23 protein-coding genes and 1 riboswitch are annotated in these 25,353 nt (G+C 70.2%); of the genes, 15 read left to right on the plus strand and 8 right to left on the minus strand.

Going from position 1 to position 25,353, the window contains the following annotated elements; translation table 11 throughout:
* Nucleotides 1-24: 24 nt before the first annotated feature.
* The 3 genes from ACF1CT_RS02380 (at nt 25) to ACF1CT_RS02390 (ending at nt 2,848) form a co-directional block, all read left to right on the plus strand.
* Entirely contained in the window at nt 25-471 is a 447-nt protein-coding gene (locus ACF1CT_RS02380; RefSeq protein ID WP_391781862.1) for an RrF2 family transcriptional regulator, read from the plus strand.
* Between the two features lie 196 nt (nt 472-667).
* Entirely contained in the window at nt 668-1,864 is a 1,197-nt protein-coding gene (locus ACF1CT_RS02385; protein ID WP_391781863.1) for a globin domain-containing protein, read from the plus strand.
* A 90-nt stretch (nt 1,865-1,954) separates the two neighbouring features.
* A complete protein-coding gene (locus ACF1CT_RS02390; protein ID WP_391781864.1) occupies nt 1,955-2,848 on the plus strand; it encodes a 1-aminocyclopropane-1-carboxylate deaminase/D-cysteine desulfhydrase in 894 nt (297 codons plus the stop codon).
* Between the two features lie 10 nt (nt 2,849-2,858).
* On the opposite strand, the gene ACF1CT_RS02395 is transcribed toward ACF1CT_RS02390, so the two are convergent.
* Nucleotides 2,859-4,463: a Na+/H+ antiporter gene (locus tag ACF1CT_RS02395; RefSeq protein ID WP_391781865.1), complete on the minus strand. Its 1,605-nt coding sequence runs from the start codon at nt 4,461-4,463 to the stop codon at nt 2,859-2,861.
* Between the two features lie 235 nt (nt 4,464-4,698).
* On the opposite strand from ACF1CT_RS02395, the gene ACF1CT_RS02400 reads away from it, so the two are divergent.
* The 3 genes from ACF1CT_RS02400 (at nt 4,699) to ACF1CT_RS02410 (ending at nt 6,589) form a co-directional block, all read left to right on the plus strand.
* Nucleotides 4,699-4,959, plus strand: a complete 261-nt coding sequence (locus tag ACF1CT_RS02400) for a UBP-type zinc finger domain-containing protein (protein ID WP_391781866.1) — start codon at nt 4,699-4,701, stop codon at nt 4,957-4,959.
* 266 nt (nt 4,960-5,225) lie between these two features.
* The gene (locus tag ACF1CT_RS02405; RefSeq protein WP_073781878.1) at nt 5,226-5,639 is read left to right on the plus strand and encodes an anti-sigma regulatory factor; all 414 of its coding nucleotides are present in this window, start codon (nt 5,226-5,228) and stop codon (nt 5,637-5,639) included.
* A 23-nt stretch (nt 5,640-5,662) separates the two neighbouring features.
* Nucleotides 5,663-6,589 (plus strand): RNA polymerase sigma factor SigF, encoded by a 927-nt coding sequence (locus tag ACF1CT_RS02410; RefSeq protein WP_391782166.1) that lies wholly within the window; start codon nt 5,663-5,665, stop codon nt 6,587-6,589.
* A 129-nt stretch (nt 6,590-6,718) separates the two neighbouring features.
* On the opposite strand, the gene ACF1CT_RS02415 is transcribed toward ACF1CT_RS02410, so the two are convergent.
* A complete protein-coding gene (locus tag ACF1CT_RS02415; protein ID WP_391782167.1) occupies nt 6,719-7,099 on the minus strand; it encodes a hypothetical protein in 381 nt (126 codons plus the stop codon).
* Between the two features lie 253 nt (nt 7,100-7,352).
* Here ACF1CT_RS02415 and ACF1CT_RS02420 point away from each other — a divergent pair, with 253 nt between their 5' ends.
* Both ACF1CT_RS02420 and ACF1CT_RS02425 read left to right on the plus strand, forming a co-directional pair.
* On the plus strand, nt 7,353-8,321 hold the full coding sequence (locus ACF1CT_RS02420; RefSeq protein WP_391781867.1) for a diacylglycerol/lipid kinase family protein: 969 nt from the start codon (nt 7,353-7,355) through the stop codon (nt 8,319-8,321).
* Between the two features lie 318 nt (nt 8,322-8,639).
* Nucleotides 8,640-8,897 (plus strand): WhiB family transcriptional regulator, encoded by a 258-nt coding sequence (locus ACF1CT_RS02425; RefSeq protein WP_003953983.1) that lies wholly within the window; start codon nt 8,640-8,642, stop codon nt 8,895-8,897.
* A gap of 243 nt (nt 8,898-9,140) precedes the next feature.
* On the opposite strand, the gene ACF1CT_RS02430 is transcribed toward ACF1CT_RS02425, so the two are convergent.
* Entirely contained in the window at nt 9,141-10,607 is a 1,467-nt protein-coding gene (locus tag ACF1CT_RS02430) for a histidine kinase N-terminal domain-containing protein (protein WP_391782168.1), read from the minus strand.
* A gap of 469 nt (nt 10,608-11,076) precedes the next feature.
* Between ACF1CT_RS02430 and nagB the strand changes: the two genes are divergently transcribed.
* Complete coding sequence (gene nagB / locus ACF1CT_RS02435; RefSeq protein WP_391781868.1) at nt 11,077-11,859, plus strand: glucosamine-6-phosphate deaminase; 783 nt, start codon at nt 11,077-11,079, stop codon at nt 11,857-11,859.
* Nucleotides 11,860-12,042: 183 nt separating this feature from the next.
* On the opposite strand, the gene ACF1CT_RS02440 is transcribed toward nagB, so the two are convergent.
* From ACF1CT_RS02440 to ACF1CT_RS02455, 4 genes are all read right to left on the minus strand, one after another.
* On the minus strand, nt 12,043-13,584 hold the full coding sequence (locus ACF1CT_RS02440; RefSeq protein ID WP_391781869.1) for a glycoside hydrolase family 3 protein: 1,542 nt from the start codon (nt 13,582-13,584) through the stop codon (nt 12,043-12,045).
* A gap of 9 nt (nt 13,585-13,593) precedes the next feature.
* On the minus strand, nt 13,594-14,454 hold the full coding sequence (locus ACF1CT_RS02445; RefSeq protein ID WP_391781870.1) for a carbohydrate ABC transporter permease: 861 nt from the start codon (nt 14,452-14,454) through the stop codon (nt 13,594-13,596).
* Nucleotides 14,451-15,464: a carbohydrate ABC transporter permease gene (locus ACF1CT_RS02450; protein WP_391781871.1), complete on the minus strand. Its 1,014-nt coding sequence runs from the start codon at nt 15,462-15,464 to the stop codon at nt 14,451-14,453. Before ACF1CT_RS02450 ends, ACF1CT_RS02445 begins: the two co-directional genes overlap by 4 nt.
* Nucleotides 15,465-15,579: 115 nt before the next feature.
* Nucleotides 15,580-16,878 carry a sugar ABC transporter substrate-binding protein gene (locus ACF1CT_RS02455; protein ID WP_391781872.1) on the minus strand — a complete coding sequence of 433 codons (1,299 nt, stop codon included), beginning with the start codon at nt 16,876-16,878 and terminating at the stop codon, nt 15,580-15,582.
* A gap of 279 nt (nt 16,879-17,157) precedes the next feature.
* Here ACF1CT_RS02455 and ACF1CT_RS02460 point away from each other — a divergent pair, with 279 nt between their 5' ends.
* The 5 genes from ACF1CT_RS02460 (at nt 17,158) to ACF1CT_RS02480 (ending at nt 24,018) form a co-directional block, all read left to right on the plus strand.
* On the plus strand, nt 17,158-17,922 hold the full coding sequence (locus ACF1CT_RS02460) for a GntR family transcriptional regulator (protein WP_391782169.1): 765 nt from the start codon (nt 17,158-17,160) through the stop codon (nt 17,920-17,922).
* A gap of 340 nt (nt 17,923-18,262) precedes the next feature.
* Nucleotides 18,263-18,517, plus strand: coding sequence for a DUF3311 domain-containing protein (locus ACF1CT_RS02465; RefSeq protein WP_391781873.1), 255 nt, complete (start codon nt 18,263-18,265; stop codon nt 18,515-18,517).
* Nucleotides 18,514-20,142 carry a monocarboxylate uptake permease MctP gene (gene mctP, locus ACF1CT_RS02470; RefSeq protein ID WP_391781874.1) on the plus strand — a complete coding sequence of 543 codons (1,629 nt, stop codon included), beginning with the start codon at nt 18,514-18,516 and terminating at the stop codon, nt 20,140-20,142. The genes ACF1CT_RS02465 and mctP overlap by 4 nt, the downstream gene beginning before the upstream one ends.
* Nucleotides 20,143-20,309: 167 nt before the next feature.
* Nucleotides 20,310-20,438, plus strand: a riboswitch (cobalamin riboswitch).
* Nucleotides 20,439-20,578: 140 nt separating this feature from the next.
* Nucleotides 20,579-22,987, plus strand: a complete 2,409-nt coding sequence (locus ACF1CT_RS02475; RefSeq protein ID WP_391781875.1) for a ribonucleoside-diphosphate reductase subunit alpha — start codon at nt 20,579-20,581, stop codon at nt 22,985-22,987.
* Nucleotides 22,987-24,018 (plus strand): ribonucleotide-diphosphate reductase subunit beta, encoded by a 1,032-nt coding sequence (locus ACF1CT_RS02480; RefSeq protein ID WP_391781876.1) that lies wholly within the window; start codon nt 22,987-22,989, stop codon nt 24,016-24,018. Before ACF1CT_RS02475 ends, ACF1CT_RS02480 begins: the two co-directional genes overlap by 1 nt.
* Nucleotides 24,019-24,040: 22 nt before the next feature.
* Here ACF1CT_RS02480 and ACF1CT_RS02485 read toward each other — a convergent pair whose 3' ends face one another.
* Nucleotides 24,041-24,253, minus strand: a complete 213-nt coding sequence (locus ACF1CT_RS02485) for a hypothetical protein (RefSeq protein WP_391781877.1) — start codon at nt 24,251-24,253, stop codon at nt 24,041-24,043.
* Between the two features lie 81 nt (nt 24,254-24,334).
* Between ACF1CT_RS02485 and ACF1CT_RS02490 the strand changes: the two genes are divergently transcribed.
* Entirely contained in the window at nt 24,335-25,309 is a 975-nt protein-coding gene (locus ACF1CT_RS02490) for a GlxA family transcriptional regulator (protein WP_391781878.1), read from the plus strand.
* Nucleotides 25,310-25,353: the final 44 nt, after the last annotated feature.

The raw sequence follows: 25,353 nt of genomic DNA on the forward strand, positions 1-25,353 counted from the left end.
TGCAACTTATCTACCGTGGCGGTCATGCGGCTGACGAGATTCACCGACGTGGCGCTGCGCGTGCTGATGCGCCTCGCCGTCGTGAAGGGCGAGGACCCGCCGACCACCCGAGAGGTGGCGGCGACGATGCAGGTGCCGTACACCCACACCGCGAAGGTCGTCGCCCGGCTCCAGCACCTCGGCCTGATCGAGGCACGTCGGGGTCGCGGCGGAGGCATCGGCCTCACCGAGGCGGGCCGGTCCGCCTCGATCGGCGGGCTCGTCCGGGAGCTGGAGGGCCCGGGTGATGTCGTGGACTGCGAGGGCACCACCCCCTGCCCCCTGCGCTCGGCCTGCCGCCTGCGCGTCGCCCTGCGCCAGGCCGAGGACGCCTTCTACGCCTCCCTCGACCCGCTCACCGTGGAAGAACTCGTCGCCTCCCCCACCGGCCCCCTGCTGATCGGCATCACCAGCCGGCCCGACACCGGCTGAGCCGGCCGGGCACCCACCGGGCCGACCCGATGGACCGAGTCGGCCCGTAGCGGCCAAACACCGGCCCGATCCGAGCCGCACCCTCCCCCACGACCGGGCACCCCTGCCCGGGTTCATCTCGCCCAAAAATACGAATCTGAAATACCAATTCAGATTCCCGAGAAAGCCAGACACCCGAGAAACCAAGGAGTCACCGATGCTCTCCGAGACGTCGACCACCACCGTCCGTGCCACTCTCCCCGCCGTGGGAGCGGCCATCGGGGACATCGCCGATCTCTTCTACCGCAAGCTCTTCGACGCCCACCCGGAGCTGCTGCGCGACCTCTTCAACCGCGGCAACCAGTCGTCCGGCGCCCAGCGCCAGGCCCTCGCGGGCTCCATAGCCGCGTTCGCGACCCACCTGGTCGAGCACCCGGACACCCGCCCCGACGTGATGCTCGGCCGCATAGCCCACAAGCACGCCTCGCTCGGCGTCACCGCCGACCAGTACAAGATCGTCCACACCCATCTGTTCGCCGCCATCGCCGAGGTGCTCGGCGACGCGGTCACCCCCGAGGTCGCCGCCGCCTGGGACGAGGTCTACTGGCTGATGGCCGGTGCCCTGATCTCGATCGAGGAACGGCTGTACGCCCAGCAGGGCGTCGTCGCCGGCGACGTGTGGCGCGAGTGGGACGTGGTCTCCCGGATCGAGGAGACGGCCGACGTGGCGACCTTCCGGCTCCGCCCCGCAGACGATGCGCCCGCCCCCGTCTTCCGTCCCGGCCAGTACGTCTCCGTGCAGGTCGAGCTCCCCGACGGGGCCCACCAGATACGCCAGTACAGCCTCTCCGGCGCCCCGGGGTCCCCGCTGCGCTCGATCACCGTCAAGCGAGTGCACGGCGGCGGCTCGCCGGACGGCGAGGTCTCCCGCCATCTGCACGCCGAGATCGGGGCCGGCGACCGGCTGCGCGTCTCCGCACCGTACGGCGATCTCGTGCTCGACTCCGCCGACGCCCCGCTGCTGCTCGCCTCCGCGGGCATCGGCTGCACCCCGATGCTCTCGATGCTGGAGCACCTCGCCACGACCGGCCACCGCGCGCCGGTCACCGTCGTGCACGGCGACCGCTCCCCCGCCGACCACGCGATGCGCACCGACCACGCGGCGCTCACCGGCAAGCTCCCCGACGCCGGAGCCCACTTCTGGTACGAGCACCCGGAGCCGGGCCACCCGGCCGACCGCACCGGCCTGGTCGACCTCACCGACCTCCCGGTCGTCCCCGGTACCCACGCCTACCTCTGCGGCCCGCTGCCCTTCATGCGCGCCGTGCGCACCCAGTTGCTGGCCAAGGGGGTTCCGGCCTGCGACATCCACTACGAGGTGTTCGGCCCCGACCTCTGGCTCGGCCAGGACTGAGAGCCTCTCCCCTCCGCGGAACCGGCCGTGCCCGGACCGGACCGGAACCCGGTCCGGCACACGGCCCCGCGGGCCTGGTCCAATGGACGGGTGAACCGGCCCCCGTCCCCCGAAGCACTGCTCGCGCCCCGGCTTCCCTCCCCGCTGGAGGAGGTGCGGGACGAGCGGTTCGACCGCCACGGCGTCCGGCTCCTGCTGAAGCGGGACGACCTGATCCACCCCGACGTCCCGGGCAACAAATGGCGGAAACTCGCACCCAATCTGCGGGCCGCCGCCGGACGCACCGTGCTGACCTTCGGCGGGGCGTACTCCAACCACCTGCGGGCCACCGCCGCCGCCGGGCGGCTGCTCGGATTCCGCACCATCGGGGTGGTCCGGGGCGAGGAACTCGCCGACCGCCCGCTCAACCCCTCGCTCGCGCGGTGCGCCGCCGACGGGATGACCCTGCGCTTCGTGGACCGTACGACGTACCGCGCGAAGAACGAGCCGGAGGTTCTGGAGGGCCTGCTGAGCACCTTCGGCGACTGCTGCGTCGTCCCGGAGGGCGGCAGCAACACCGCGGCCGTGCGGGGCTGTGCGGAGCTGGGCCGGGAGTTGCGCGACCGGGCCGACGTGGCCGCGGTGGCCTGCGGGACCGGCGGCACCCTCGCCGGCCTGGCCGCCGGTCTGGCGCCGGGGCAGCGGGCGCTCGGTGTCCCGGTGCTGCGCGGCGGCTTCCTCGGCGACGCGGTGCGGGAACTGCAACGGGACGCGTTCGGCGGGCCCACCGGGTCGTGGTCCCTGGACGAGCGCTTCCACTTCGGCGGCTACGCCCGTACCTCCCCGGAGCTGCACGCCTTCGCGGACGACTTCGAGCAGCGGCACGGGCTGGCCGTCGAGCGGCTCTACGTGGCCAAGCTCCTGTTCGCGCTCACCGCGCTCGCCGCGGAGGGCGCGTTCCCTGCGGGGACGGCGGTCGCGGCCGTCGTCACGGGCCGCCCCTGACCGGCCCCGCTCACGGCGCGTCCGACTCCTCGCGGTAGGCCGCCGCCTCCTCCAGATCGAGGCGTCTGAGCAGGTCGCGCAGCATCTCGTCGTCGATCCGCCGCTCGTCCCGGAGCCGTACGAAGACCTCGCGCTCGGCGTCGATCATCTCCCCGGCCAGGCGCCGGTAGGTTTCGTCCGCCGACTCCCCGGTCACCGGATTGGCGGCGCCGAGCCGCTCCCACACGGCGTTGCGGCGGCGTTCCAGGACCGTGCGCAGGCGGTCGGTGAGCGGCTCCGGCAGGGTGTTGCGCGGGTCGGCGAGCAACTCCTCCAGGCGCGCCTCGGCGGCGGTGGACGCCTCGCTCTGCGCCTGGGCCTCGGCAAGTGTCTGCGCCGTCGCGTCGCGCCCCGGGAGCTTCAGCACACGCACCAGCGGCGGCAGGCTGAGCCCCTGGACGACGAGGGTGGCGATGACGGTGGTGAAGGTGAGGAACAGCACGAGGTTGCGGGCCGGGAACGGCCGGCCGTCGGCGGTGAGCAGGGGGATGGAGAACGCGATGGCGAGCGAGACGACGCCGCGCATGCCGGCCCAGCCGACGATCAGCGGTGCCTTCCAGTCGGTGTCGGGCTCGCGCCGCCTGATCCGTGCCGACAGCCACCGGGGCAGGTACGTCGCCGGGAAGACCCAGACGAAGCGGACCACGACGACGGCGAGGAACACCGCCACCGCGTACCACAGGGCGTCCGCCACCGCGTACGCGCCGAGCCCCTTCAGCACCAGGGGCAGCTGGAGGCCGATCAGCGCGAACACCGCGGACTCCAGGACGAACGCGACCATCCGCCAGACGGCCGCCTCCTGGAGCCGGGTCGCGAAGTCGACCTGCCAGGCACGGTGCCCCAGGTAGAGCCCGACGACGACCACGGCGAGCACCCCCGAGGCCTGGACGCGTTCGGCCGCCGCGTACGCCACGAAGGGGATCAGCAGCGACAGCGTGTTCTGCAGCAGGGGCTCCCTCAGGTGCGTACGGAGCCAGTGCAGCGGCACCATCAGCACCAGGCCGACCACGACCCCGCCGACCGCGGCCAGGAGGAAGTCGCCGATGCCCGCGCCCCAGCTCATGCCCTCGCCGACGGCGGCGGCGAGGGCCACCTTGTAGGCCGTGATCGCGGTGGCGTCGTTCACCAGGGACTCGCCCTGGAGGATCGTCGTGACGCGGCCGGGCAGCCCGACCCGCCGGGCGATCGCGGCGGCCGTGACCGCGTCCGGCGGGGCGACGACGGCCCCCAGCACCAGCGCGGCGGTGAGCGGCAGGTCGGGCACCAGGCGGTACGCCAGCCAGCCGACCATCACGGTCGCGAAGAGGGTGTAACCGACGGAGAGCAGCGCGACCGGGCGGAGATTGGCCCGCAGGTCGAGGTACGAGCTGTCGACGGCCGCCGTGTGCAGCAGCGGCGGCAGCAGCAGCGGGAGCACGATGTGCGCGTCCAGGGTGTACGTCGGCACCCCGGGCAGGTACGAGGCGACGAGCCCGGCCGCGACCAGCAGCAGCGGCGCCGGCACCGGCACGCGGCGGGCCGCGCCCGCGACGGCGGCACTGGCCGCGACCAGTCCCACCAGCGGCAATGCGTCCATCTCATGATCCTCGCATCCGTCGTGACGGGCTGGGGGGCAACAGGGGGTGGAGCGGCGAGTGGCGTCCTGAGGCTTCGGGTCCGGGCCGGAGGAGGGTGAGGCCGAATGGGTCCTCCCCTGTGCGGGCGAAGCCGGGAACGCGGGCAACCTCTCGACCGGCGACAACGCGGGAGGCGCGGTCACAGGGCGTCGCGAGCGCGCCCGTTCCCGCTCCCCGGCTCGTAACCTGACCATCATGAGTGAATGCCCGCATGTGCTCGTGCTGCCGCGCCCCGAACCGGGCCCGCTCGACACGACCTGCCCCGAGTGCGTCGCGGCGGGGGTGCGACCGGTGCATCTGCGGCTGTGTCTGGTCTGCGGCCACGTCGGTTGCTGCGATTCGTCACCGCTGCGGCACGCCACGGCGCACTTCGAGGAGACCGGTCACCCGGTGATGCGCAGCTTCGAACCGGGCGAGAGCTGGCGATGGTGCTACGAGGACGGTTCGATCGTCTGACACCTGGGTACGTCAACCCGGCGCCCGTTGTCCGTAATTGATCGCCGCAGACCCCTAGCCACCGTGTGTGGTCACTGACTTACCATGAGTGACAGCCATGGGCTGGGGCCTGCCCGACCTTGATCCGTCGGCAGACCCCGGACGTCCGGGGACACGGCATCATGGATCGCGATAGCGTCGCCGGACCAGAACCGAAGACGTACCACATGGCTCCGGGGTGCCCTTCCCGGATCCTCGGAAGAGTTTGTGCCACCTTGGAGGTGAGGGTGTCCCAGATCGCAGGCGAGCCCGGGAATCAGGACTTCGTAGAGGTCCGGCTGCCGGCTGCGGGTGCCTACCTGTCGGTGCTGCGTACGGCCACGGCCGGTCTCGCGGCGCGCTTGGACTTCACGCTCGACGAGATCGAGGATCTTCGCATCGCGGTCGACGAGGCCTGCGCGATCCTGCTCCAGCAGGCCGTGCCCGGCTCCGTCCTCAGCTGCGTCTTCCGGCTCATCGAGGATTCTCTTGAGGTGACCGTGTCGGCCCCGACGACGGACGGCCGGGCGCCGGAGCGCGACACCTTCGCCTGGACGGTGCTCTCCGCACTGGCCGGGAAGGTCGACTCCTCGGTGGCCGACGACCGAACGGTCAGCATCAGTCTCTACAAGCAGCGCGGCGCGGGACCCGGGCCGGCGTGAGCGACGGAAACGGGGACGGTCCGGTGCGGGACGAGACGATCCGACCCGGGGTGGTGCGTACGGCAGGCATCCCGGAACAGCAGGCCCTGCCCCATCCGGAGGACGGGGCGGACGGGCCTGCGGGCCGTACGGTCGCGATGGAGCAGTCGCAGGCGGAACGGGCAGGCCAGATGAGCGAGCACGGGCACCACGATCCACACGACCGCAGCGGCGCGCGGGCGCTCTTCATCGAGCTGCGCGACCTCCCCGACGGGTCGCCCGAGCGGGCGGAGCTGCGCAATCGGCTGGTGCGGATGCACCTGCCGCTGGTGGAGCACCTGGCCCGCCGGTTCCGCAACCGGGGCGAACCGCTGGACGACCTGACCCAGGTCGCCACGATCGGGCTGATCAAGTCGGTGGACCGGTTCGACCCGGACCGCGGCGTCGAGTTCTCGACGTACGCGACCCCCACGGTCGTCGGCGAGATCAAGCGCCACTTCCGCGACAAGGGCTGGGCGGTCCGGGTGCCGCGCCGCCTCCAGGAACTGCGGCTGTCGCTCACCACGGCGACCGCCGAACTCTCCCAGCTGCACGGCCGCTCGCCGACCGTGCACGAACTGGCGGAGCGCCTGGGCATCTCCGAGGAGGAGGTGCTGGAGGGCCTGGAATCGGCCAACGCGTACAGCACGCTCTCGCTGGACGTGCCGGACACCGACGACGAGTCCCCGGCGGTCGCGGACACGCTGGGCTCCGAGGACGAGGCGCTGGAGGGGGTCGAGTACCGGGAGTCCCTCAAGCCCCTGCTGGAGGACCTGCCACCGCGCGAGAAGCGGATCCTGCTGCTGCGCTTCTTCGGCAACATGACCCAGTCGCAGATCGCGCAGGAGGTCGGCATCTCGCAGATGCACGTCTCGCGCCTGCTGGCCCGCACCCTGGCCCAGCTGCGCGAACGGCTGCTCGTCGAGGAGTAGTGGGCCGCCCGGCTCGTGCCGCGGGCGGGACCGGGGAGACGTCACCCGGAACCGGGCAGGAGAGAGCGGCGCGGCGGCCCGCGGTCCCGGTGGCGCCTCGCGGTGCCACCGGGGTCCGGGCCGGGCCCGTCAGGCGTCCGGGGTCGTGGTCCCGGGGCGGCGGATGCCGAGCTCCTCGATCGTCGTCGGCCTGACCAACTGGTAGAACGCGGTCACGACCACCGCGGCGAGCACGATCCCGGCCGGGATCAGCACACCGTGGGACCGCAGCAGCGTCCAGGCCACCGGGAGCGCGATGATCTGCGTGATGAGGGCGGGGCCGCGGCTCCAACTGCGCCGCAGCAGCAGCCCCCGCGCGGCGATCAGCGGGATCAGGCCCAGCGCGATCAGGGTGAGGCCGCCCGTCTCCGCCTGCTGCGGGCTCTCGGGGCGCCCGAGCAGCCCCATCACCAGCATGTAGAGCCCCCCGACGACGAGCGCCGCCCCCTCCAGGGCGGTGAGCCCCGCCACCAGGGTGATCCTGCTCGGCTTCGCCGGTTCGACCGGCGGTGAGGACGACGACGGGGCCGACGAGTCGGGGGCGTTCTGCTGAGTACTCACCCTTGCAGACTGGCATCCCCACCCCCTGAAGGCGAAGCCGGGGTGGCGAACGACACGGGGACACGGAACCGCGCCCGCCCCACCGCACCCGGGCCGTCACGGAGCGTAAAGGCCATGGGGAAGGACTTCTTGGCGATACCACCGGGTAGGTACTCTGGCGGTCATGCGCGCACTTCTCGTGGTCAATCCAGCTGCTACCACCACCAGTGCGCGGACCCGTGATGTCCTCATCCACGCCCTGGCCAGCGAGATGAAGCTGGAGGCCGTGACCACGGAGTACCGGGGGCACGCCCGGGACCTCGGCCGCCAGGCGGCGGACTCCGGGGAAATCGACCTGGTGGTCTCCCTGGGCGGCGACGGAACGGTCAACGAGGTCGTCAACGGCCTGCTCCACAACGGCCCCGACCTGGACGTCCTGCCCCGCCTCGCGGTGGTCCCCGGCGGCTCCACCAACGTCTTCGCACGCGCCCTGGGCCTGCCGAACGACGCGGTCGAGGCGACCGGCGCGATCCTGGACGCGCTCGCCAACCGCACCGAGCGCACCGTGGGCCTCGGCCTCGCGGCCGGCACCCCGGGCACCGAGGACGAATCCGTTCCCGAGCGCTGGTTCACGTTCTGCGCGGGGCTCGGATTCGACGCGGGCGTGGTCGGCCGGGTCGAGCAGAAGCGCGAACGCGGCAAGCGGTCGACGCACGCGCTCTACGTGCGTCAGGTGGTCCGGCAGTTCCTGGAGGAACCGCACCGCAGGCACGGGGCGATGACCCTGGAGGCGCCCGGACACGAGCCGGTCACCGATCTCGCGCTGTCCATAATCTCCAACACGGCCCCCTGGACCTACCTGGGGAACCGGCCGATGTACGCGTCGCCCGCGGCCTCCTTCGACACCGGCCTGGACGTGCTCGGCCTGAAGCGGCTCTCCACTTCGGCGGTCGCCCGTTACGGCACCCAGCTGCTCACGTCGAGCCCCGAAAAGGGCCCGCGCGGCAAGCACGCCGTGTCGCTCCACGACCTCACGGACTTCACCTTGCATTCAAAGGCACCGCTGCCTTTCCAGATGGACGGCGACCATCTGGGAGTGCGTACGAGTGTGACGTTCACAGGCGTACGCCGTGCACTGCGTGTGATTGTGTGAGTAGAAGAGTCCAAAGTCCTTTAACTCGAACGTTTGGGCTGCGATCCACCCCATAGAAGTACGGCTGTGACCTAGTCGACACCGAGGAATCAAAAAAAACTTTCCGGAAGGGGTTGTATCCGCCGCTGAGGTTTGCGAATCTCTACATGGCGATCGGGACGGCAGAAACAACAGCCTCCACTGAGAGCCAGAACCCCTCCTCACTTCACAGGACCACAACCAGTTCATCTGGGAGTCGGCCCGTTTAGCCGCGGGGGGATTCGTGAAAGCGTTCACATTCACAAGCACTGTTTGCAATACCAAGGAGAGGTAGCAGCCATGGACTGGCGTCACAACGCCGTTTGTCGTGAGGAAGACCCCGAGCTGTTCTTCCCCATCGGCAACACCGGTCCTGCGCTGCTGCAGATCGAGGAAGCCAAGGCCGTCTGCCGTCGCTGCCCCGTCATGGAGCAGTGCCTGCAGTGGGCGCTCGAGTCCGGTCAGGACTCCGGTGTCTGGGGTGGCCTCAGCGAGGACGAGCGCCGCGCAATGAAGCGCCGCGCCGCTCGCAACCGGGCGCGCAACGCCAGCGCCTGATCCGACGCCACCGCTACGAGCCTCAGCCAGGCGGCGCGTACAGCGCGTACGCATCACCCCGCCCCCCGAGTCGCAGCGCGCAGTACCCCCCAAGCGCATGCATGAACAGTGGGCCCGGACCGTGATTCACGGTCCGGGCCCACTGCTGTGCGCGCTGCCGGTCCCGCGCCGGGTGTGCGCTCCGGCGCTCGCACTGTTTCTCGGCTCGGACCGGAATGCCGCTTCTCGGCTCGGACCGGAATGCTACTTCTCGGCTCGAACCGGGATGTCGAGGACGACCTGCGTGCCGCGCTCCGGTGCCGGGATCATGCCGAACGTCCCGCCGAGCTCCCCTTCCACCAGCGTCCGCACGATCTGGAGCCCCAGATTGCCGGCGCTCTGCGGGTCGAACCCCTCGGGCAGACCGCACCCGTCGTCCTGGACCGTGATCAGCAACCGCTGTTCGGCGGAGGTCCCGCCGCGCACCGCCGACACGTCCACGGTGCCGCGTTCGGCAAGGGTGAAGGCGTGTTCCAGCGCGTTCTGCACAACCTCGGTGAGGACCATCGCCAGCGGGGTGGCCACCTCGGCATCGAGAATGCCGAAGCGTCCCGTGCGGCGGCAGACGACCTTGCCCGGGGAGATCTCGGCGACCATCGCGATGACCCGGTCGGCGATCTCGTCGAACTCCACCCGCTCGTCCAGATTCTGGGACAGCGTCTCATGAACGATGGCGATCGAACCGACGCGCCGCACCGCCTCGTTGAGTGCCTCGCGGCCCCGCACCGAGTCCATCCGGCGGGCCTGGAGCCGCAACAGGGCGGCCACGGTCTGGAGGTTGTTCTTCACCCGGTGGTGGATCTCCCGGATGGTGGCGTCCTTGGTGATCAACTCACGTTCACGGCGGCGTAGTTCGGTGACGTCCCGGAGAAGGACCAGGGAGCCGATCCGGACCCCCTTCGGCTTGAGCGGGATCGCACGGAGCTGGATCACCCCGCCCGCGCACTCGACCTCGAACTCACGCGGCGCGTAACCGCTGGCCAGTTTGACCAGGGCCTCGTCCACCGGGCCCCGGGACGGGGCGAGTTCGGCGGTGATCGACCCCAGGTGCTGGCCGACCAGATCGGAGGCGAGGCCGAGGCGGTGGTACGCGGAGAGGCCGTTGGGGCTGGCGTACTGGACGACCCCGTCGGCGTCGAGCCGCAACAGCCCGTCGCCGACCCGGGGCGAGGCGTCCATGTCGACCTGCTGCCCGGGAAAGGGGAACGCCCCGGCGGCGATCATCTGGGCGAGGTCGGAGGCCGACTGGAGGTAGGTGAGCTCCAGCCGGGACGGCGTGCGGACGGTCAGCAGGTTGGTGTTGCGGGCGATCACGCCCAGGACCCGGCCCTCCCGGCGCACGGGGATCGACTCCACCCGCACCGGAACCTCCTCGCGCCACTCCGGATCGCCCTCGCGCACGATCCGGCCCTCGTCCAGCGCCACGTCGAGCATCGGACGGCGACCGCGCGGCACCAGGTGGCCCACCATGTCGTCCTGGTAGGACGTCGGGCCGGTGTTGGGCCGCATCTGGGCCACGGACACGTAGCGGGTGCCGTCGCGGGTGGGCACCCACAGCACGAGATCCGCGAAGGACAGGTCGGAGAGCAACTGCCACTCCGAGACCAGCAGATGCAGCCACTCCAGGTCGGTGTCACCGAGGGCTGTGTGCTGGCGGACGAGGTCGTTCATGGAGGGCACGTGTGCGAGCGTACCCGCGTACGGGCCACGGCCTCGAACCGGACGGGCCGGCCCCGCGTGAAAGGGAACGGGCCCGCGGAATTGCGGTGCGCCGACGGATGGACACGGAGGAATGGTCTAGTCCACAATGCTCAGGACAGAGCTTCCGCTCTCCCCGCACAGGAGGGCGGATCGAGGCGTCCGCACTCTCTGCCCTGACCGCGCAGGCGCCTCCTCCGGCCGGGGGCACCGCACACCGTCGGCCGGGCGGACCGCCCGATGGGCCGGTCCCATTCCGGGCCGCGGCGCCGGACGGGCTGAGGGTCCCGTTCCGGCACCGCGGCCCGCGGGTGTTTCCGGGCCCCGGGGCGCCGCGCGCTCCCTTCCCCCTCTTGCCCCCGGGCCCTCACCCGCTTCTGCTAGATTGGACTTTGAATGGTCTATACCACCTGATTCAACTCTTCAGATCGGCAGGCCCCGCGTGGAAGTTGTCATCGTCCCGGACGCCAAGGCAGGCGGCGAACTCATCGCAGAGGCCATCGCCGCTCTGCTGAGCCGCAAGCCCGACGCCCTTCTCGGCGTTGCCACCGGCTCTACCCCGCTGCCCATCTACCGGGCGCTGGCGGACAAGGTCCGCTCCGGCGCCGTGGACGCCTCGCGCGCCCGCGTGTGCCAGCTCGACGAGTACGTCGGACTGCCCGCCGGCCACCCCGAGTCCTACCGCTCCGTGGTGCTGCGCGAGGTCATCGAACCGCTCGGTCTGTCCGAGGCGTCCTTCATGGGCCCCGACGGCGCCGCCGAGGACATCCCGGCCGCCTGCGAGGCGTACGACAGGGCGCTCGCCGAGGCCGGGGGCGTCGACCTCCAGCTCCTCGGCATCGGTACCGACGGGCACATCGGCTTCAACGAGCCGTGCTCCTCGCTCGCCTCCCGCACCCGGATCAAGACGCTCACCGAGCAGACCCGGATCGACAACGCGCGCTTCTTCGACGACATCTCGCAGGTGCCGCACCACGTCATCACCCAGGGCATCGGCACCATCCTGGACTCCCGCCACCCGATCCTGCTCGCCACCGGCGAGGGCAAGGCGGACGCCGTGGCGCAGACGGTCGAGGGGCCGGTGGCCTCGATCGTGCCCGCCTCGGCGCTCCAGCTGCATCCGCACGCGACGGTGGTGGTCGACGAGGCCGCGGCGTCCAAGCTGAAGCTGGCGGACTACTTCCGCGCCACGTACGCGGCGAAGCCGTCGTGGCAGGGGCTGTAGGCCCTCCGGAAGGCCGAAACCGACGAGGAGGCCCGGAACACCCGAGGTGGGTGTTCCGGGCCTCCCGCGCGTCGTGGCCGCGATGTCGTGGGCGCGCGCCCCGTCCCGCCGGGCCGGACGGACGACGCCCGGTGACCGTCCGCGGGGACGGTCACCGGGCGTCGGGGCCGGTGGTGGCGCGGGTCAGCCCTGCCGGGCGGGCGTCCCCCGCACGATGAGCTCCGCGGCCGCCAGACCGCAGACGCGGGCGGCGCCGTGGGTGGCGATGTGCAGACCGCCGCGGGCGGGAGCCTGCGGGACGCCCATCTCGACGACGACCGTGTCGGGGCGCCGGGCGACCAGGGCGTCGAGCGCCTCGGCCATCCAGGCGTGGCGGTGGGCGTCGCGGACGGCCACGACGATGCGCCGCTCCCCCGCCGCCGCCAGCACGGCGTCCACGGGTGCCTCGGTCTCGTCGCTGTAGGTGTCGCCCTCCGTGCCCGGGACCAGCCGGGCCAGCTCGGCGAGCACACCCCACGGGGTCTCGTTGCCGACCGCGATGTTCGACGCGGAGGTGAACGCGGCGACGTACGCCGGGGCGGTCAGCGGCTCGGCGGAGCCGGTCGCCTCCACCGCGCGACGGGCGGCGACCAGACCGATGTCGGAACCGATTCCGGTGCCGGGCGCGGTCCCCTCCTGCGCTGCCGCACCCGGCTCCGAACCGGTCCCCCTGGCCCCCTGCGCCCACGACGCGAGGGCACGCACCCGGGCCGCCGCGTCCGCGAGCCGCTCCTCGGCGAGTTCGCCGCTGCGCACCGCCGAGACCAGCGCGTCGCGCAGCCGCAGCACGGTGCCGTCGTCCTCCAGGCCGCCGCCGACGCACAGGGCGTCGGCACCCGCGGCGATGGCGAGGACGGAACCGCGCTCGATGCCGTACGTCCCGGCGATGGCCTGCATCTCGACGGCGTCGGTGACGATCAGGCCGTCGAAGCCCAGCTCCTCGCGGAGCAGACCGGTGAGGATCAGCGGGCTCACGGTCCCGGGGCGCTCCGGGTCGAGCGCGGGCAGCAGGATGTGCGCGCTCATCACGCACTTGGAGCCCGCCGCGACGGCCGCCCGGAACGGCACGAGCTCGCGGGCGTGCAGGGTCTCCAGGTCCACGTCGATGCGCGGCATCGCGTGGTGCGAGTCGATCGCGGTGTCGCCGTGCCCGGGGAAGTGCTTGGTGCAGGCGGCGACCCCGGAGCTCTGCATTCCCTCGATGTACGCGGCGGTGTGCCGGGCCACCAGCCCGGTGTCGGCGCCGAAGGCACGTACGCCGATGATCGGGTTGTCCGGGTTGGAGTTGACGTCGGCGGACGGCGCCCAGTTGAGGTTGACGCCGCACTCGGCGAGCCGGCGGCCCAGTTCCCGGGCGACCCCGCGGGTCAGCTCCACGTCGTCGACGTACCCGAGCGCGAGGTTGCCGGGGAAGGAGGAGCCGGTGCGGACCTCCAGCCGGGTGACGTCACCACCCTCCTCGTCGATGGCCACGAGGAGGTCGTCACGCTCGGCCCTGAGCTGGGCGGTAAGCGCGGTGACCTGCTCGGCCGTACGGATGTTGCGGCCGAACAGCGCGACGGAGGCGAGTCCCTCGTCGACCCGGCGCAGCACCCAGTCCGGGGCGGTGGTGCCGGTGAACCCGGGCTGCAGGACGGCGAGCGCGTCGCGGGTGAGGGTGTCCGTGGTGGATATCAGGGTGGTCATGAGGCTGCGTTATCCCTTCACGGCGCCCGAGGTGAGACCCGTGGCCATCTTCTTCTGGATGAACATGAAGAACACGACCACCGGAAGCGCGATCATCGTCGACGCCGCCATGAGCGCGCCGAAGTCGGTACCCCGCTCGGTGGTGAACGTCATGAGCCACACGTTGAGCGTGTACTTGGAGTTGTCGTTGATCAGGATGTACGCGAAGAGGTACTCGTTCCAGGCGTTGACCAGCGCGAAGATCGACGCGGCGGCGAGCCCGGGGGCGAGCAGCGGGAAGATCACGCGGCGGAAGGCGCCGAAGCGGGTGCAGCCGTCCACCATGGCGGACTCCTCCAGCTCCACCGGGATGTTCACCACGAAGCCGCGGATCATGATGGTCGCGAACGGCAGGGTGGAGACCAGGTAGACGACGATCAGGCCCCAGTACTCGTCGATCCCGCCCATGGCGTTGAGCTGCGCGTAGATCGGGATGAGCATCGCCGTCGGCGGCAGCATCTGCACAAGGATCATGATCAGGAGCAGCGGCTTGCGGCCGAAGAAGCGGAAGCGGCCGATGGCCAGCGCGGCCAGGGTGGCGATGATCATGCCGCCGACCACGGCGGTGATGGAGACGATCAGGCTGGACTGGATCGCGGTGGCGAAGTTGGCCTGCTTGATCGCCCGGGCGAAGTTGTCGAAGGTGATCGACGTGGGCCACAGGGTCTGGTCGTAGGACCGGATCTCCCGGTTGGGGCGCAGGGCGCTGATCACCAGCCAGTAGACCGGGAAGATCATGACGAGCGCGATGCCCAGGCCGAGGACGTCGAAGCCCAGTCGGCTCTTCTTGCGGTCCGGCCGCAGGACCTGTGTGTCGGTCGTGGTGCTCATTCGACCTCTCCCGTCTTCATGAGCTGGCGCAGGTAGTACACGGCCACGCCGGACAGCAGGACGACCGTGATCAGGGCGATCGCCGTTCCCTGGCTGAAGGAGGTGGACGTGAATGCCTTGGAGTAGGAGTAGAGGCCGAGGGTCTCGTACTCCGGCTCGGGCTTGTTGCCACGCAGCAGCCAGATCTGGCCGAAGACGTTGAAGTCCCAGATGACCGAGAGCGTGGCCACCATGGTGAAGACCGGCTTGATGACCGGCCAGGTGACGTACTTGTAGACGCCGTAGCTGCTCGCGCCGTCGAGGGAGGCTGCCTCCTCCAGTTCCTTGGGGACCTGGGTGAGCGCCGCGTACAGGGTGACGACGACGAAGGGGATGGCGCCCCAGACCACGAGCAGGGTGATGATCGAGAAGCCCTGGATCGGGTCGAGGTACCAGTTGTGGCCGAGCCAGTCCTCGCCGACGACCTTGGCGATCAGGGTGTTGATGAGGCCGTAGTCGGAGTCCGCCATGAAACGGAAGACCGAGGCGGCGACCATCAGCGGCATCGACCAGGCCGCGATCAGGGCGAACGTCAGCGCCAGCCGGACCCAGTTGGTCAGGCGGCGCATCAGCAGCGATATCAGCAGTCCGATGCCCATCGTGAGCGTCACGCAGACGGCCATGAAGACGACCGTGCGGAGCGTGACCCACCAGAACTCGGAGTCGCCGAGGATGTTCGTGAACTGGTCCAGTCCGACCCATGGCGCGGAATCGCCGGTCCACAGCTCGCGCCGGCCCATGTCCTGGAAGGACATGACGACGGTCTTGCCGAGCGGGTAGAGGTAGACGGCGGCGATCGCCACGATCGCCGGGAGTATCAGGAGATAGGGGAGGAGCTCCCCCTTCTTCCGCCGCCTCTTCTGCTTGCGTGGTCCGGTGCCGGCCTCGCCGGACGACGGGCTCGTGGACACTTGGGGATCACGTGGTGCGGGGACCGGTGGTCCGGCAGCCTTGGTATCAGCGGCAGTCACGTGGCTGACCTTCCATCGCGGGATCCGAGGCACGCCCCGGAAATCACAGCAGTCTCTAGCTGAAAAAGTGGGGACCCGGCACAACGCCGGGCCCCCACCTGGCAGTTCGGAAGGCTCAGGCCTTCTTGTTGATCAGACCGTTGATCTCGGCGTCGGCCTTCTTGGTGGCGTCGGCGACGGAGGTGCCCTTGAGGATCTCCAGGAGCATCTTCTCCAGGGTCTCCTCCTTCTCGATCGAGGCCCAGCCCGGCGCGATCGGGGTGAACCAGGCGTCCGGCACCGCGTTGGCGATGGGGGCCGTCTCCGGCTTGCTCTTCAGCGGCTCAAGCTGCTTCTCGTTGTTCGGAAGGATGTTCTTCGCCGCGAGGACCTCCATGGACTTCGCGTTGGTGAAGAGCGAGATCCACTCCTCGCCGAGGTCCTGGTTCTTCGACTTGGAGATGGTCGCCAGGTCGGAGCCGCCGATGAAGGACGGGAGCGCCTTGCCGTTCGGGCCGGGCATACCGGCCGTGCCGATCTTGCCCTCCAGCTTCGGGTTGCCGTTCTCGCCCGTGGTGACGCTGCCGGCCTCCCACGCCTGGCCGTAGATGACCGCGGCCTTCTCGTTGGCCATGACGTTGGCGTGGTCCTGCTCGTCCTTCGTCTGGTCGGCCTTGTTGTACTTCTTGACCAGATCGACGAAGTGGGTCAGGCCCTGCTGCGCCTCGGGCGTGGAGAGGGAGGCCTTCCACTCCTTGCTGCCCTCGTCGTACTTGGCGATCTGGCCACCGTAGGCGGCGACGTAGGACATCGCGGCGTACCAGTAGCGGCCCGGGTAGTACAGGGAGGAGGCGCGCTTGTCCTTCTTGGCGAGCTCGGCCGCGACCTTGTCCATGCCCTTGAGGAACTCGTCCTCGGTCTGCGGGAGGGCGTCGCTGCCGGTGCCGGCCTTCAGCATGTCCTTGTTGTAGACGGCGACGCGGGCGCTGGCGTAGTAAGGAACGCAGTAGAGCTTGCCCTCGTAGGAGCAGGTGTCCTTGAGGCCCTTGATCCAGGTGTCGGAGTTCTCGTACTTCTTGGCGTCGATCTCGCCGAGCGCACCATTGAGGATGTACTGCATGGTCTCGGTGTTGCCGAGTTCGACAACGTCCGGGAACTTGTCGCCGCCCAGCGCGGTGTCAAGCTTCTTGACCTTGTCGCCCCACTGCTGGTACTGGACATCGACCTTGACGTTGGGGTACTTCTTGTTGAACTCGGCATTGACGTCCTTGACCAGTTCCGGCCAGGTGGTCCGGGCCTCGCCCATGAGCCAGACGGTCAGGTTGTCCTTGCGGTCCTTCGGGTCCTTCGACGATGCCTTGTCGTCGGAACCACACGCCGCGATCGACACCAACATGCCCGCGACGCCGATCGCCGCGATGAGCTTGCGCTTCACGCCAAACCCTCCTCAGGGATGCTGCAACCCCGCCCACCGCGAAGACATTCGACGAGTACTGCTGGGGCTGGACCTGGTCTTTAATGGTTTAGACCAGTACCGGGAGCTTGGCCTAGACCTTTAGGGGTGTCAAGGGTGTATAAGAAGTGCACTCGCGTCCGTTATAGGACCGACACCTAAGGGAGGGCGACGAGCCGTGACCGGACCGTGCCACCATGTGAGCCGCGACAGACGGAGGAGCCGGTGACGGCAGCAACGCAGCAGTCGGGAAGGCGGGCCATGGGCGCCGGCGGGGGCAGTTCGGAGAACGAGACGGGCGCGGCCACACGCACGGCGCGCGTCCCGAAGTACTACCGGCTGAAGCGACATCTCCTCGACATGACGGACACCATGCCGCCGGGCACCCCCGTGCCGCCGGAACGAACCCTGGCAGCCGAGTTCGACACCTCGCGCACGACCGTGCGCCAGGCGCTCCAGGAACTCGTCGTCGAGGGCCGGCTGGAACGCATCCAGGGCAAGGGCACCTTCGTCGCCAAGCCGAAGGTCTCGCAGGCGCTCCAGCTCACCTCGTACACCGAGGACATGCGCGCCCAGGGACTGGAACCGACGTCCCAGCTACTGGACATCGGTTACGTCACGGCCGACGACATGCTCGCCGGTCTGCTCGACATCTCGTCCGGCGGCCGGGTGCTGCGGATCGAGCGGCTGCGGCTCGCCAGCGGCGAGCCCATGGCGATCGAGACCACACACCTTTCGGCCAAACGCTTTCCGGCGCTGCGCCGTTCGCTGGTGAAGTACACCTCGCTCTACACCGCGCTGTCCGAGGTGTACGACGTGCGGCTGGCCGAGGCCGAGGAGACCATCGAGACCTCTCTCGCCACCCCGCGCGAGGCCGGGCTGCTCGGTACGGACGTGGGCCTGCCGATGCTGATGCTCTCCCGCCACTCGCTGGACGGACGGGGCGAGCCCGTGGAATGGGTGCGCTCGGTCTACCGCGGCGACCGGTACAAGTTCGTGGCGCGCCTGAAGCGGCCGACCGACTGATCTCCGGCCCGGACGGGGCACCGGCCCCGCCACCCGCGCGGAATCGATCGGCCGGATGCCCCACCGGGCCCGGCAGGGCATCCGGCCGATCGATTCCGGCCACCCCTTCCCCGTCGCACCAGCACCCCGTCCGCCCCCGTGGAACGCTGTTCCCCACGGGGGCGTTCCGTGTGTCCGGGACGAACGAACTCCCGTACGCCTGACCGGATTTCGCATATGTGTACCCGCCCGCGTGGCCGTTTCCGGACCGCAACGCGGCCGGGGGTGACGGTGACCGGAAACCTCCCCTAGATTTCCTGCGCGTCACAGCAGGTGATCAGCGAGGGGACGGAGTCGCCGCATGTCAGCAGGGCCGGAAGGAAAGCCGCCCACCATCACACCGGTACGGGTCGTCATCGCCCTGTGCCTCGTCGCACCGTTCGTCGCGATGCTCTGGGTGAGTTCGTACGCGAAGGTGGACCCCACCTTCATCGGCGTTCCGTTCTTCTACTGGTACCAGATGCTCTGGGTACTGATCTCCACCGCGCTCACCGCGACCGCGCACACGCTGTGGCGGCGTGACCAGCGCGCCCGCAAGGGGGGTGCGTCGGCGTGAAGGACGGCGTGAACGGCGTCGCGCTCGGCGTCTTCGTCTTCTTCTTCCTGGCCGTCACGGTCATGGGCTTCCTGGCGGCGCGCTGGCGCAAGGCCGAGAACGAGGCGAGTCTCGACGAATGGGGCCTGGGCGGACGGTCGTTCGGCACCTGGGTCACCTGGTTCCTGCTCGGCGGCGACCTGTACACGGCGTACACCTTCGTCGCCGTCCCCGCGGCGATCTACGCGGCCGGCGCGTCCGGCTTCTTCGCCGTGCCGTACACGATCCTGGTGTACCCGCTGATCTTCACCTTCCTGCCCCGGCTGTGGTCGGTCTCGCACCGGCACGGGTACGTGACCACCTCGGACTTCGTGCGCGGCCGGTTCGGTTCGAAGGGCCTGTCGCTGGCGGTCGCCGTCACCGGCATCCTCGCCACCATGCCGTACATCGCGCTGCAACTCGTCGGCATCCAGGCGGTGCTGGACGTGATGGGCGTCGGCGGCGGCGAGAACACCCACTGGTTCGTCAAGGACCTGCCGCTGCTGATCGCCTTCGCGGTGCTCGCCGCGTACACCTACTCGTCCGGCCTGCGGGCGCCCGCGCTGATCGCGTTCGTCAAGGACGGGCTGATCTACCTGGTCATCGCCGTGGCGATCATCTACATCCCGATCAAGCTGGGCGGCTTCCACGACATCTTCGCCGCCGCGCAGGAGAAGTTCGCCGGGCCGCCGGGAGGGAAGCCGACCGGTGCCCTGGCCCCCGGCGCGGGCAGCCAGTGGGGCTACGCCACCCTGGCGCTGGGCTCGGCGCTGGCGCTCTTCATGTACCCGCACTCGATCACGGCGACGCTCTCCAGCCGCAGCCGCGACGTGATCCGGCGCAACACCACGATCCTGCCGCTGTACTCGCTGATGCTCGGGCTGCTGGCGCTGCTCGGTTTCATGGCGATCGCCGCCGGGATCGAGGTGGACAACGGGCAGCTGGCCATTCCGCAGCTTTTCGAGAACATGTTCCCCGACTGGTTCGCGGGGGTGGCGTTCGCCGCCATCGGGATCGGCGCGCTGGTGCCCGCGGCGATCATGTCGATCGCGGCGGCGAACCTCTTCACCCGCAACATCTACAAGGACTTCCTGAAGCCGGACGCGACTCCCGAGCAGGAGACCAAGGTCTCCAAGCTTGTGTCGTTGCTGGTGAAGGTCGGGGCGCTGGCCTTCGTCCTCACCATGGACAAGACGGTCGCGATCAACTTCCAGCTGCTCGGCGGGATCTGGATCCTCCAGACGATGCCCGCCCTCGTCGGCGGCCTGTTCACCCGCTGGTTCCACCGCTGGGCACTGCTCGCGGGCTGGGCGGTCGGCATGGTGTACGGCACGCTGGCCGCGTACGGAGTGGCGTCGCCCACCCAGAAGCACTTCGGCGGCTCCTCCGAGAAGATCCCCGGCATCGGTGAGATCGGTTACATCGGCCTCACCGCGTTCGTGCTGAACGTGATCGTGACGGTGGTGCTGACGTTCGTCCTGAACACGGTGAAGGCGCCCGCCGGAACGGACGAGACGTCACCGGCCGACTACACGGCCGACGCGGGCGACCCGGGTGTCCGGGCGGAGCCGGCGCCGGTCACCGCGGGAGTTCCGGACGGTCGCTGACCGCCCCTTCCCGGCCCCCGGACGGCCCGTCCCCGCCCCTTCGAAAGGGGGCGGGTGGCGGGCCGTCCGCCGCCCGGCACGAGGCCCGCAGGGCGCCTCCTGCGGGCCCGGCACACGGAGGCCGACACAACATCTGGGGGCTGCCTCATCGGGCGGCCCCCACATGTATGCTCATCCTCGCTGTCGTCGCAGGGGAATCCGGTGCGAATCCGGAACTGTCCCGCAACGGTGTGTTCAGTGCGCTTTTGCGCACCCCCGACGAAGTCCGACGACCTGCCGACAGCGCACCCGGCTCGACCGATCCGGGTGCCAGACGTCCGGGCCTCGCGGATGGGCCGGTGGACGCCGTACGCAGTGCCGCCCGCCCAGGGCTCCGTGCTGCCCGGCTGCCCCGTTCCCCCGCCCTGGCCCCGAGCCGAGCGAGGGAGAGCACCACGTGACCATCGCGCCAGCCGATCCGGCCTCAGTCGCCGCGTCCGTAGCGGCCGAGTCCGAGGGAACCGCACAGGACGGACCGGGCACCGCGCTGCTGCGGACCCTGACCGACCTCACCGTCGACCTTCCCGACGCCGACCCCGGACGGGTGGCCGCCGCCGCGCTGCGGGGCCGCAGCGCCCGGGCGGACGAGGCCGAGCTGCGGTCGCTGGCCACCGAGGCCGCCGCGGGACTCATCTCCGAGGACCCCGCCTACTCCCGGCTCGCCGCCCGGCTGCTCACCCGCACCATCGCGGACGAGGCGGCGGGCCAGGGCGCTGTCTCCTTCTCCGCCTCCGTCGCCGTCGGTCACCGCGAGGGCCTGATCGCCGACCGCACCGCCGCGTTCGTCGCGGCCCACACGGCGACCCTGGACGCCCTCGTCGAACGCGCCCTCGTCGACGGCGCCGACGACAGGTTCGGCTACTTCGGCCTGCGGACCCTGCACAGTCGCTACCTGCTGCGCCACCCGCACACCCGCCAGGTCATCGAGACCCCGCAGCACTTCATGCTGCGGGTGGCGTCCGGGCTCGCCGAGGACGACTCGCCGCAGGCCGTGGACGACGTCGCGGCGCTGTACCGGCTGATGAGCCGGCTCGACTACCTGCCGTCCTCGCCGACCCTGTTCAACTCCGGCACCCGGCACCCGCAGATGTCCTCCTGCTACCTGCTGGACTCCCCGCTCGACGAGCTCGACTCGATCTACGACCGCTACCACCAGGTGGCGCGGCTCTCGAAGCACGCGGGCGGCATCGGCCTGCCGTACTCCCGCATCCGGGCCCGCGGCTCGCTGATCCGCGGCACCAACGGACACTCCAACGGCATCGTGCCGTTCCTGAAGACGCTCGACGCGTCCGTCGCCGCCGTCAACCAGGGCGGTCGCCGCAAGGGTGCCGCCGCGGTCTACCTGGAGACCTGGCACGCGGACATCGAGGAGTTCCTGGAGCTGCGCGACAACACGGGCGAGGACCAGCGGCGCACGCACAACCTCAACCTGGCGCACTGGATCCCCGACGAGTTCATGCGCCGGGTCGACGCGGACGGCGACTGGTCGCTGTTCTCCCCCTCCGACGTGCCCGAGCTCGTCGACCTGTGGGGCGACGCGTTCGACGCCGCGTACCGGGCCGCCGAGGCGAAGGGCCTGGCCCGCAAGACGATGCCGGCCCGTGAGCTGTACGGCCGGATGATGCGCACCCTCGCGCAGACCGGCCAGGGCTGGATGACGTTCAAGGACGCCGCCAACCGGACCGCCAACCAGACCGCCGAGCCGGGCCGCGTCGTCCACTCGTCGAACCTGTGCACCGAGATCCTCGAAGTCACCGACGACGGCGAGACGGCCGTCTGCAACCTGGGATCGGTCAACCTCGGCGCGTTCGTGGCCGACGGCGACATCGACTGGGAGCGGCTGGACGCCACCGTCCGCACCGCCGTGACCTTCCTGGACCGGGTCGTCGACATCAACTTCTACCCGACCGAGCAGGCCGGGCGTTCCAACGCCAAGTGGCGCCCGGTGGGCCTGGGTGCGATGGGCCTCCAGGACGTCTTCTTCCAGCTGCGGCTGCCGTTCGACTCCCCCGCGGCCCGCGCGCTGTCCACACGGATCGCCGAGCGGATCATGCTGGCCGCGTACGAGGCGTCCTGCGATCTCGCCGAGCGGTCGGGTCCGCTGCCCGCCTGGGAGCAGACGCGTGCCGCGCGCGGGGTGCTGCACCCGGACCACTACGACGCCGAGCTGAACTGGCCGGAGCGCTGGGACGCGCTGCGCGCCCGCGTCGCGAGGACCGGGATGCGCAACTCGCTGCTGCTGGCCATCGCGCCGACGGCGACGATCGCCTCGATCGCGGGTGTGTACGAGTGCATCGAGCCGCAGGTCTCCAACCTCTTCAAGCGCGAGACGCTCAGCGGCGAGTTCCTCCAGGTCAACGCCTATCTGGTGGAGGAGTTGAAGAAGCTCGGCGTGTGGGACGCGCGCACCCGTGAGGCGCTGCGCGAGGCGAGCGGCTCGGTGCAGGGCTTCGCCTGGATCCCCGAGGACGTGCGGGCCCTGTACCGCACCGCGTGGGAGATCCCGCAGCGCGGTCTGATCGACATGGCGGCGGCCCGTACGCCGTTCCTCGACCAGAGCCAGTCGCTGAACCTCTTCCTGGAGACGCCGACCATCGGCAAGCTCTCCTCCATGTACGCGTACGCCTGGAAGAAGGGGCTGAAGACGACGTACTACCTGCGGTCCCGCCCCGCCACCCGGATCGCCCGCGCGGCCTCCGGCACGGCCGCCGCCGCCGTCGTTCCCGCCCAGCAGGCGTCGGCGCCCGACGCGGACGCGATCGCCTGTTCCCTCGAAAACCCCGAGTCCTGCGAGGCCTGCCAGTAATGAGCTCCACCGAACACACCGCGAAGGCCGAGAAGAACCTGCTCGACCCGGGCTTCGAGCTGACCCTGCGCCCCATGCGCTACCCCGATTTCTACGAGCGCTACCGGGACGCGATCAAGAACACCTGGACGGTGGAGGAGGTCGATCTCCACTCGGACGTCGCCGACCTCGCGAAGCTGTCGCCGGGTGAGCAGCACATGATCGGGCGGCTCGTCGCCTTCTTCGCGACGGGTGACTCGATCGTCGCCAACAACCTGGTGCTCACGCTCTACAAGCACATCAACTCCCCCGAGGCGCGGCTGTACCTGAGCCGTCAGCTGTTCGAGGAGGCCGTGCACGTCCAGTTCTATCTGACGCTGCTCGACACCTACCTGCCCGATCCGGAGGACCGGGCGGCGGCGTTCGCGGCGGTCGAGAACATCCCGTCCATCCGCGAGAAGGCCGAGTTCTGCTTCAGGTGGATGGACTCGGTCGAGAAGATCGACCGGCTGGAGAGCAGGGCCGACCGCCGTCGCTTCCTCCTCAACCTCATCTGCTTCGCGGCGTGCATCGAGGGACTGTTCTTCTACGGCGCGTTCGCGTACGTCTACTGGTTCCGCTCGCGCGGCCTGCTGCACGGTCTCGCCACGGGCACCAACTGGGTGTTCCGCGACGAGACGATGCACATGAACTTCGCGTTCGAGGTCGTGGACACCGTCCGCAAGGAGGAGCCGGACCTCTTCGACGACGAGCTCCAGCAGCAGGTCACCGACATGCTGAAGGAGGCCGTGGAGGCGGAGCTGCAGTTCGGCCGCGACCTGTGCGGCGAGGGACTGCCCGGCATGAACACGGAGTCGATGCGGCAGTACCTGGAGTGCGTGGCCGACCAGCGCCTCACCCGGCTGGGCTTCCCCGCGGTCTACGGCTCCGAGAACCCGTTCTCGTTCATGGAGCTCCAGGGCGTGCAGGAGCTGACGAACTTCTTCGAGCGCCGGCCGTCCGCGTACCAGGTGGCGGTGGAGGGCTCGGTCGACCTGGACGAGGACTTCTGATCCACCGGGCGGGCCCGGTGGATCAGATCCGGGCCCAGCTCCTGACGTACGGGCGCCGCTCGGCCATGACCGGCCGGGCGGCGCCCTCCGTTTCCGGTGGCGCGTCCCCCCGTGCCCGTTCCGCCTCCAGCAGTTCGCGGGAGATGCGGCGCTCCCGGGCGAGGCCGAGGAGGGCGGGCAGCAGGGAGAGGACGACGAACGCGGACATGCCGAGAACATTCAGGAAGGTGTTCATGACCTCACTCTCGTCGGCGCCCGCACATTCCGGCAGTGGCAGGACTGCCACACAGCATCGATTTACTGCCACACTGGTCCGATGCTGAACAATGTCGCCACCCTGCTGCTGGACGAGGTCCACCCCTTCGAGCTCGGCGTGCTGTGCGAGATCTTCGGTCTCGACCGCAGCGAGGAGGGTCTGCCGGTCCACGACTTCGCCGTCGTCTCCGCCGAGGGCCCCACGCTGCGGACCCACGCCGGGTTCACCATCGGCACGCCGCACGGCCTCGACCGTCTGGAGGAGGCCGATCTCATCGCCGTACCGGCAGGCGGCAGCTACATCGAGCGGGAGTACCCCGAGGAGGTCCTCGACGCCCTGCGCCGGGCCGTGGGCCGGGGCGCACGCGTGCTGAGCGTCTGCTCCGGGGCGTACGTCCTCGGCGCGGCGGGGCTGCTGGACGACCGCCGCTGCACCACCCACTGGCGGCACGCCGACGAGCTGGCCCGCCGCTACCCGCGGGCCACCGTCGAGCCCGACGTGCTGTACGTGGACGACGGACCGGTCATCAGCTCGGCGGGCACCGCGGCCGGCATCGACGCCTGCCTGCATCTGGTCCGGCAGGCGTACGGCACCGACACCGCGAACGCGATCGCCCGCCGGATGGTGGTGCCGCCGCACCGGGACGGCGGACAGGCGCAGTACATCGAACGGCCGCTGCCGCGCACCCGGTGCGACACCGTGGGCGAGACGCTGGTGTGGATGGAACGCCACCTCGACCGGGAGATGACCGTCGAGCAGCTGGCGGCGCAGGCGCACATGTCGCCGCGCACCTTCGCCCGCCGCTTCCAGCAGGAGACGGGCACCACGCCGTACCGCTGGCTGCTGCGTCAGCGGGTGCTGCTGGCACAGCACCTGCTGGAGACGTCCGACGAAACGGTGGACACGATCGCCGGGCGCACCGGGTTCGGGACCGCCGCCGCGCTGCGCCATCAGTTCGTGCGGTCGCTGGGCACCACCCCGCACACCTACCGCCGCACCTTCCGCGGCCCGGGGACGGCGGCCGAAGTCGCCTGAACCGGAGCAGATCTGACGTCAGATCATTCGTCCAACCGATCGCC

It is taken from the genome of Streptomyces sp. NPDC014734 (assembly GCF_043083325.1).
Classification (GTDB): Bacteria; Actinomycetota; Actinomycetes; order Streptomycetales; family Streptomycetaceae; genus Streptomyces.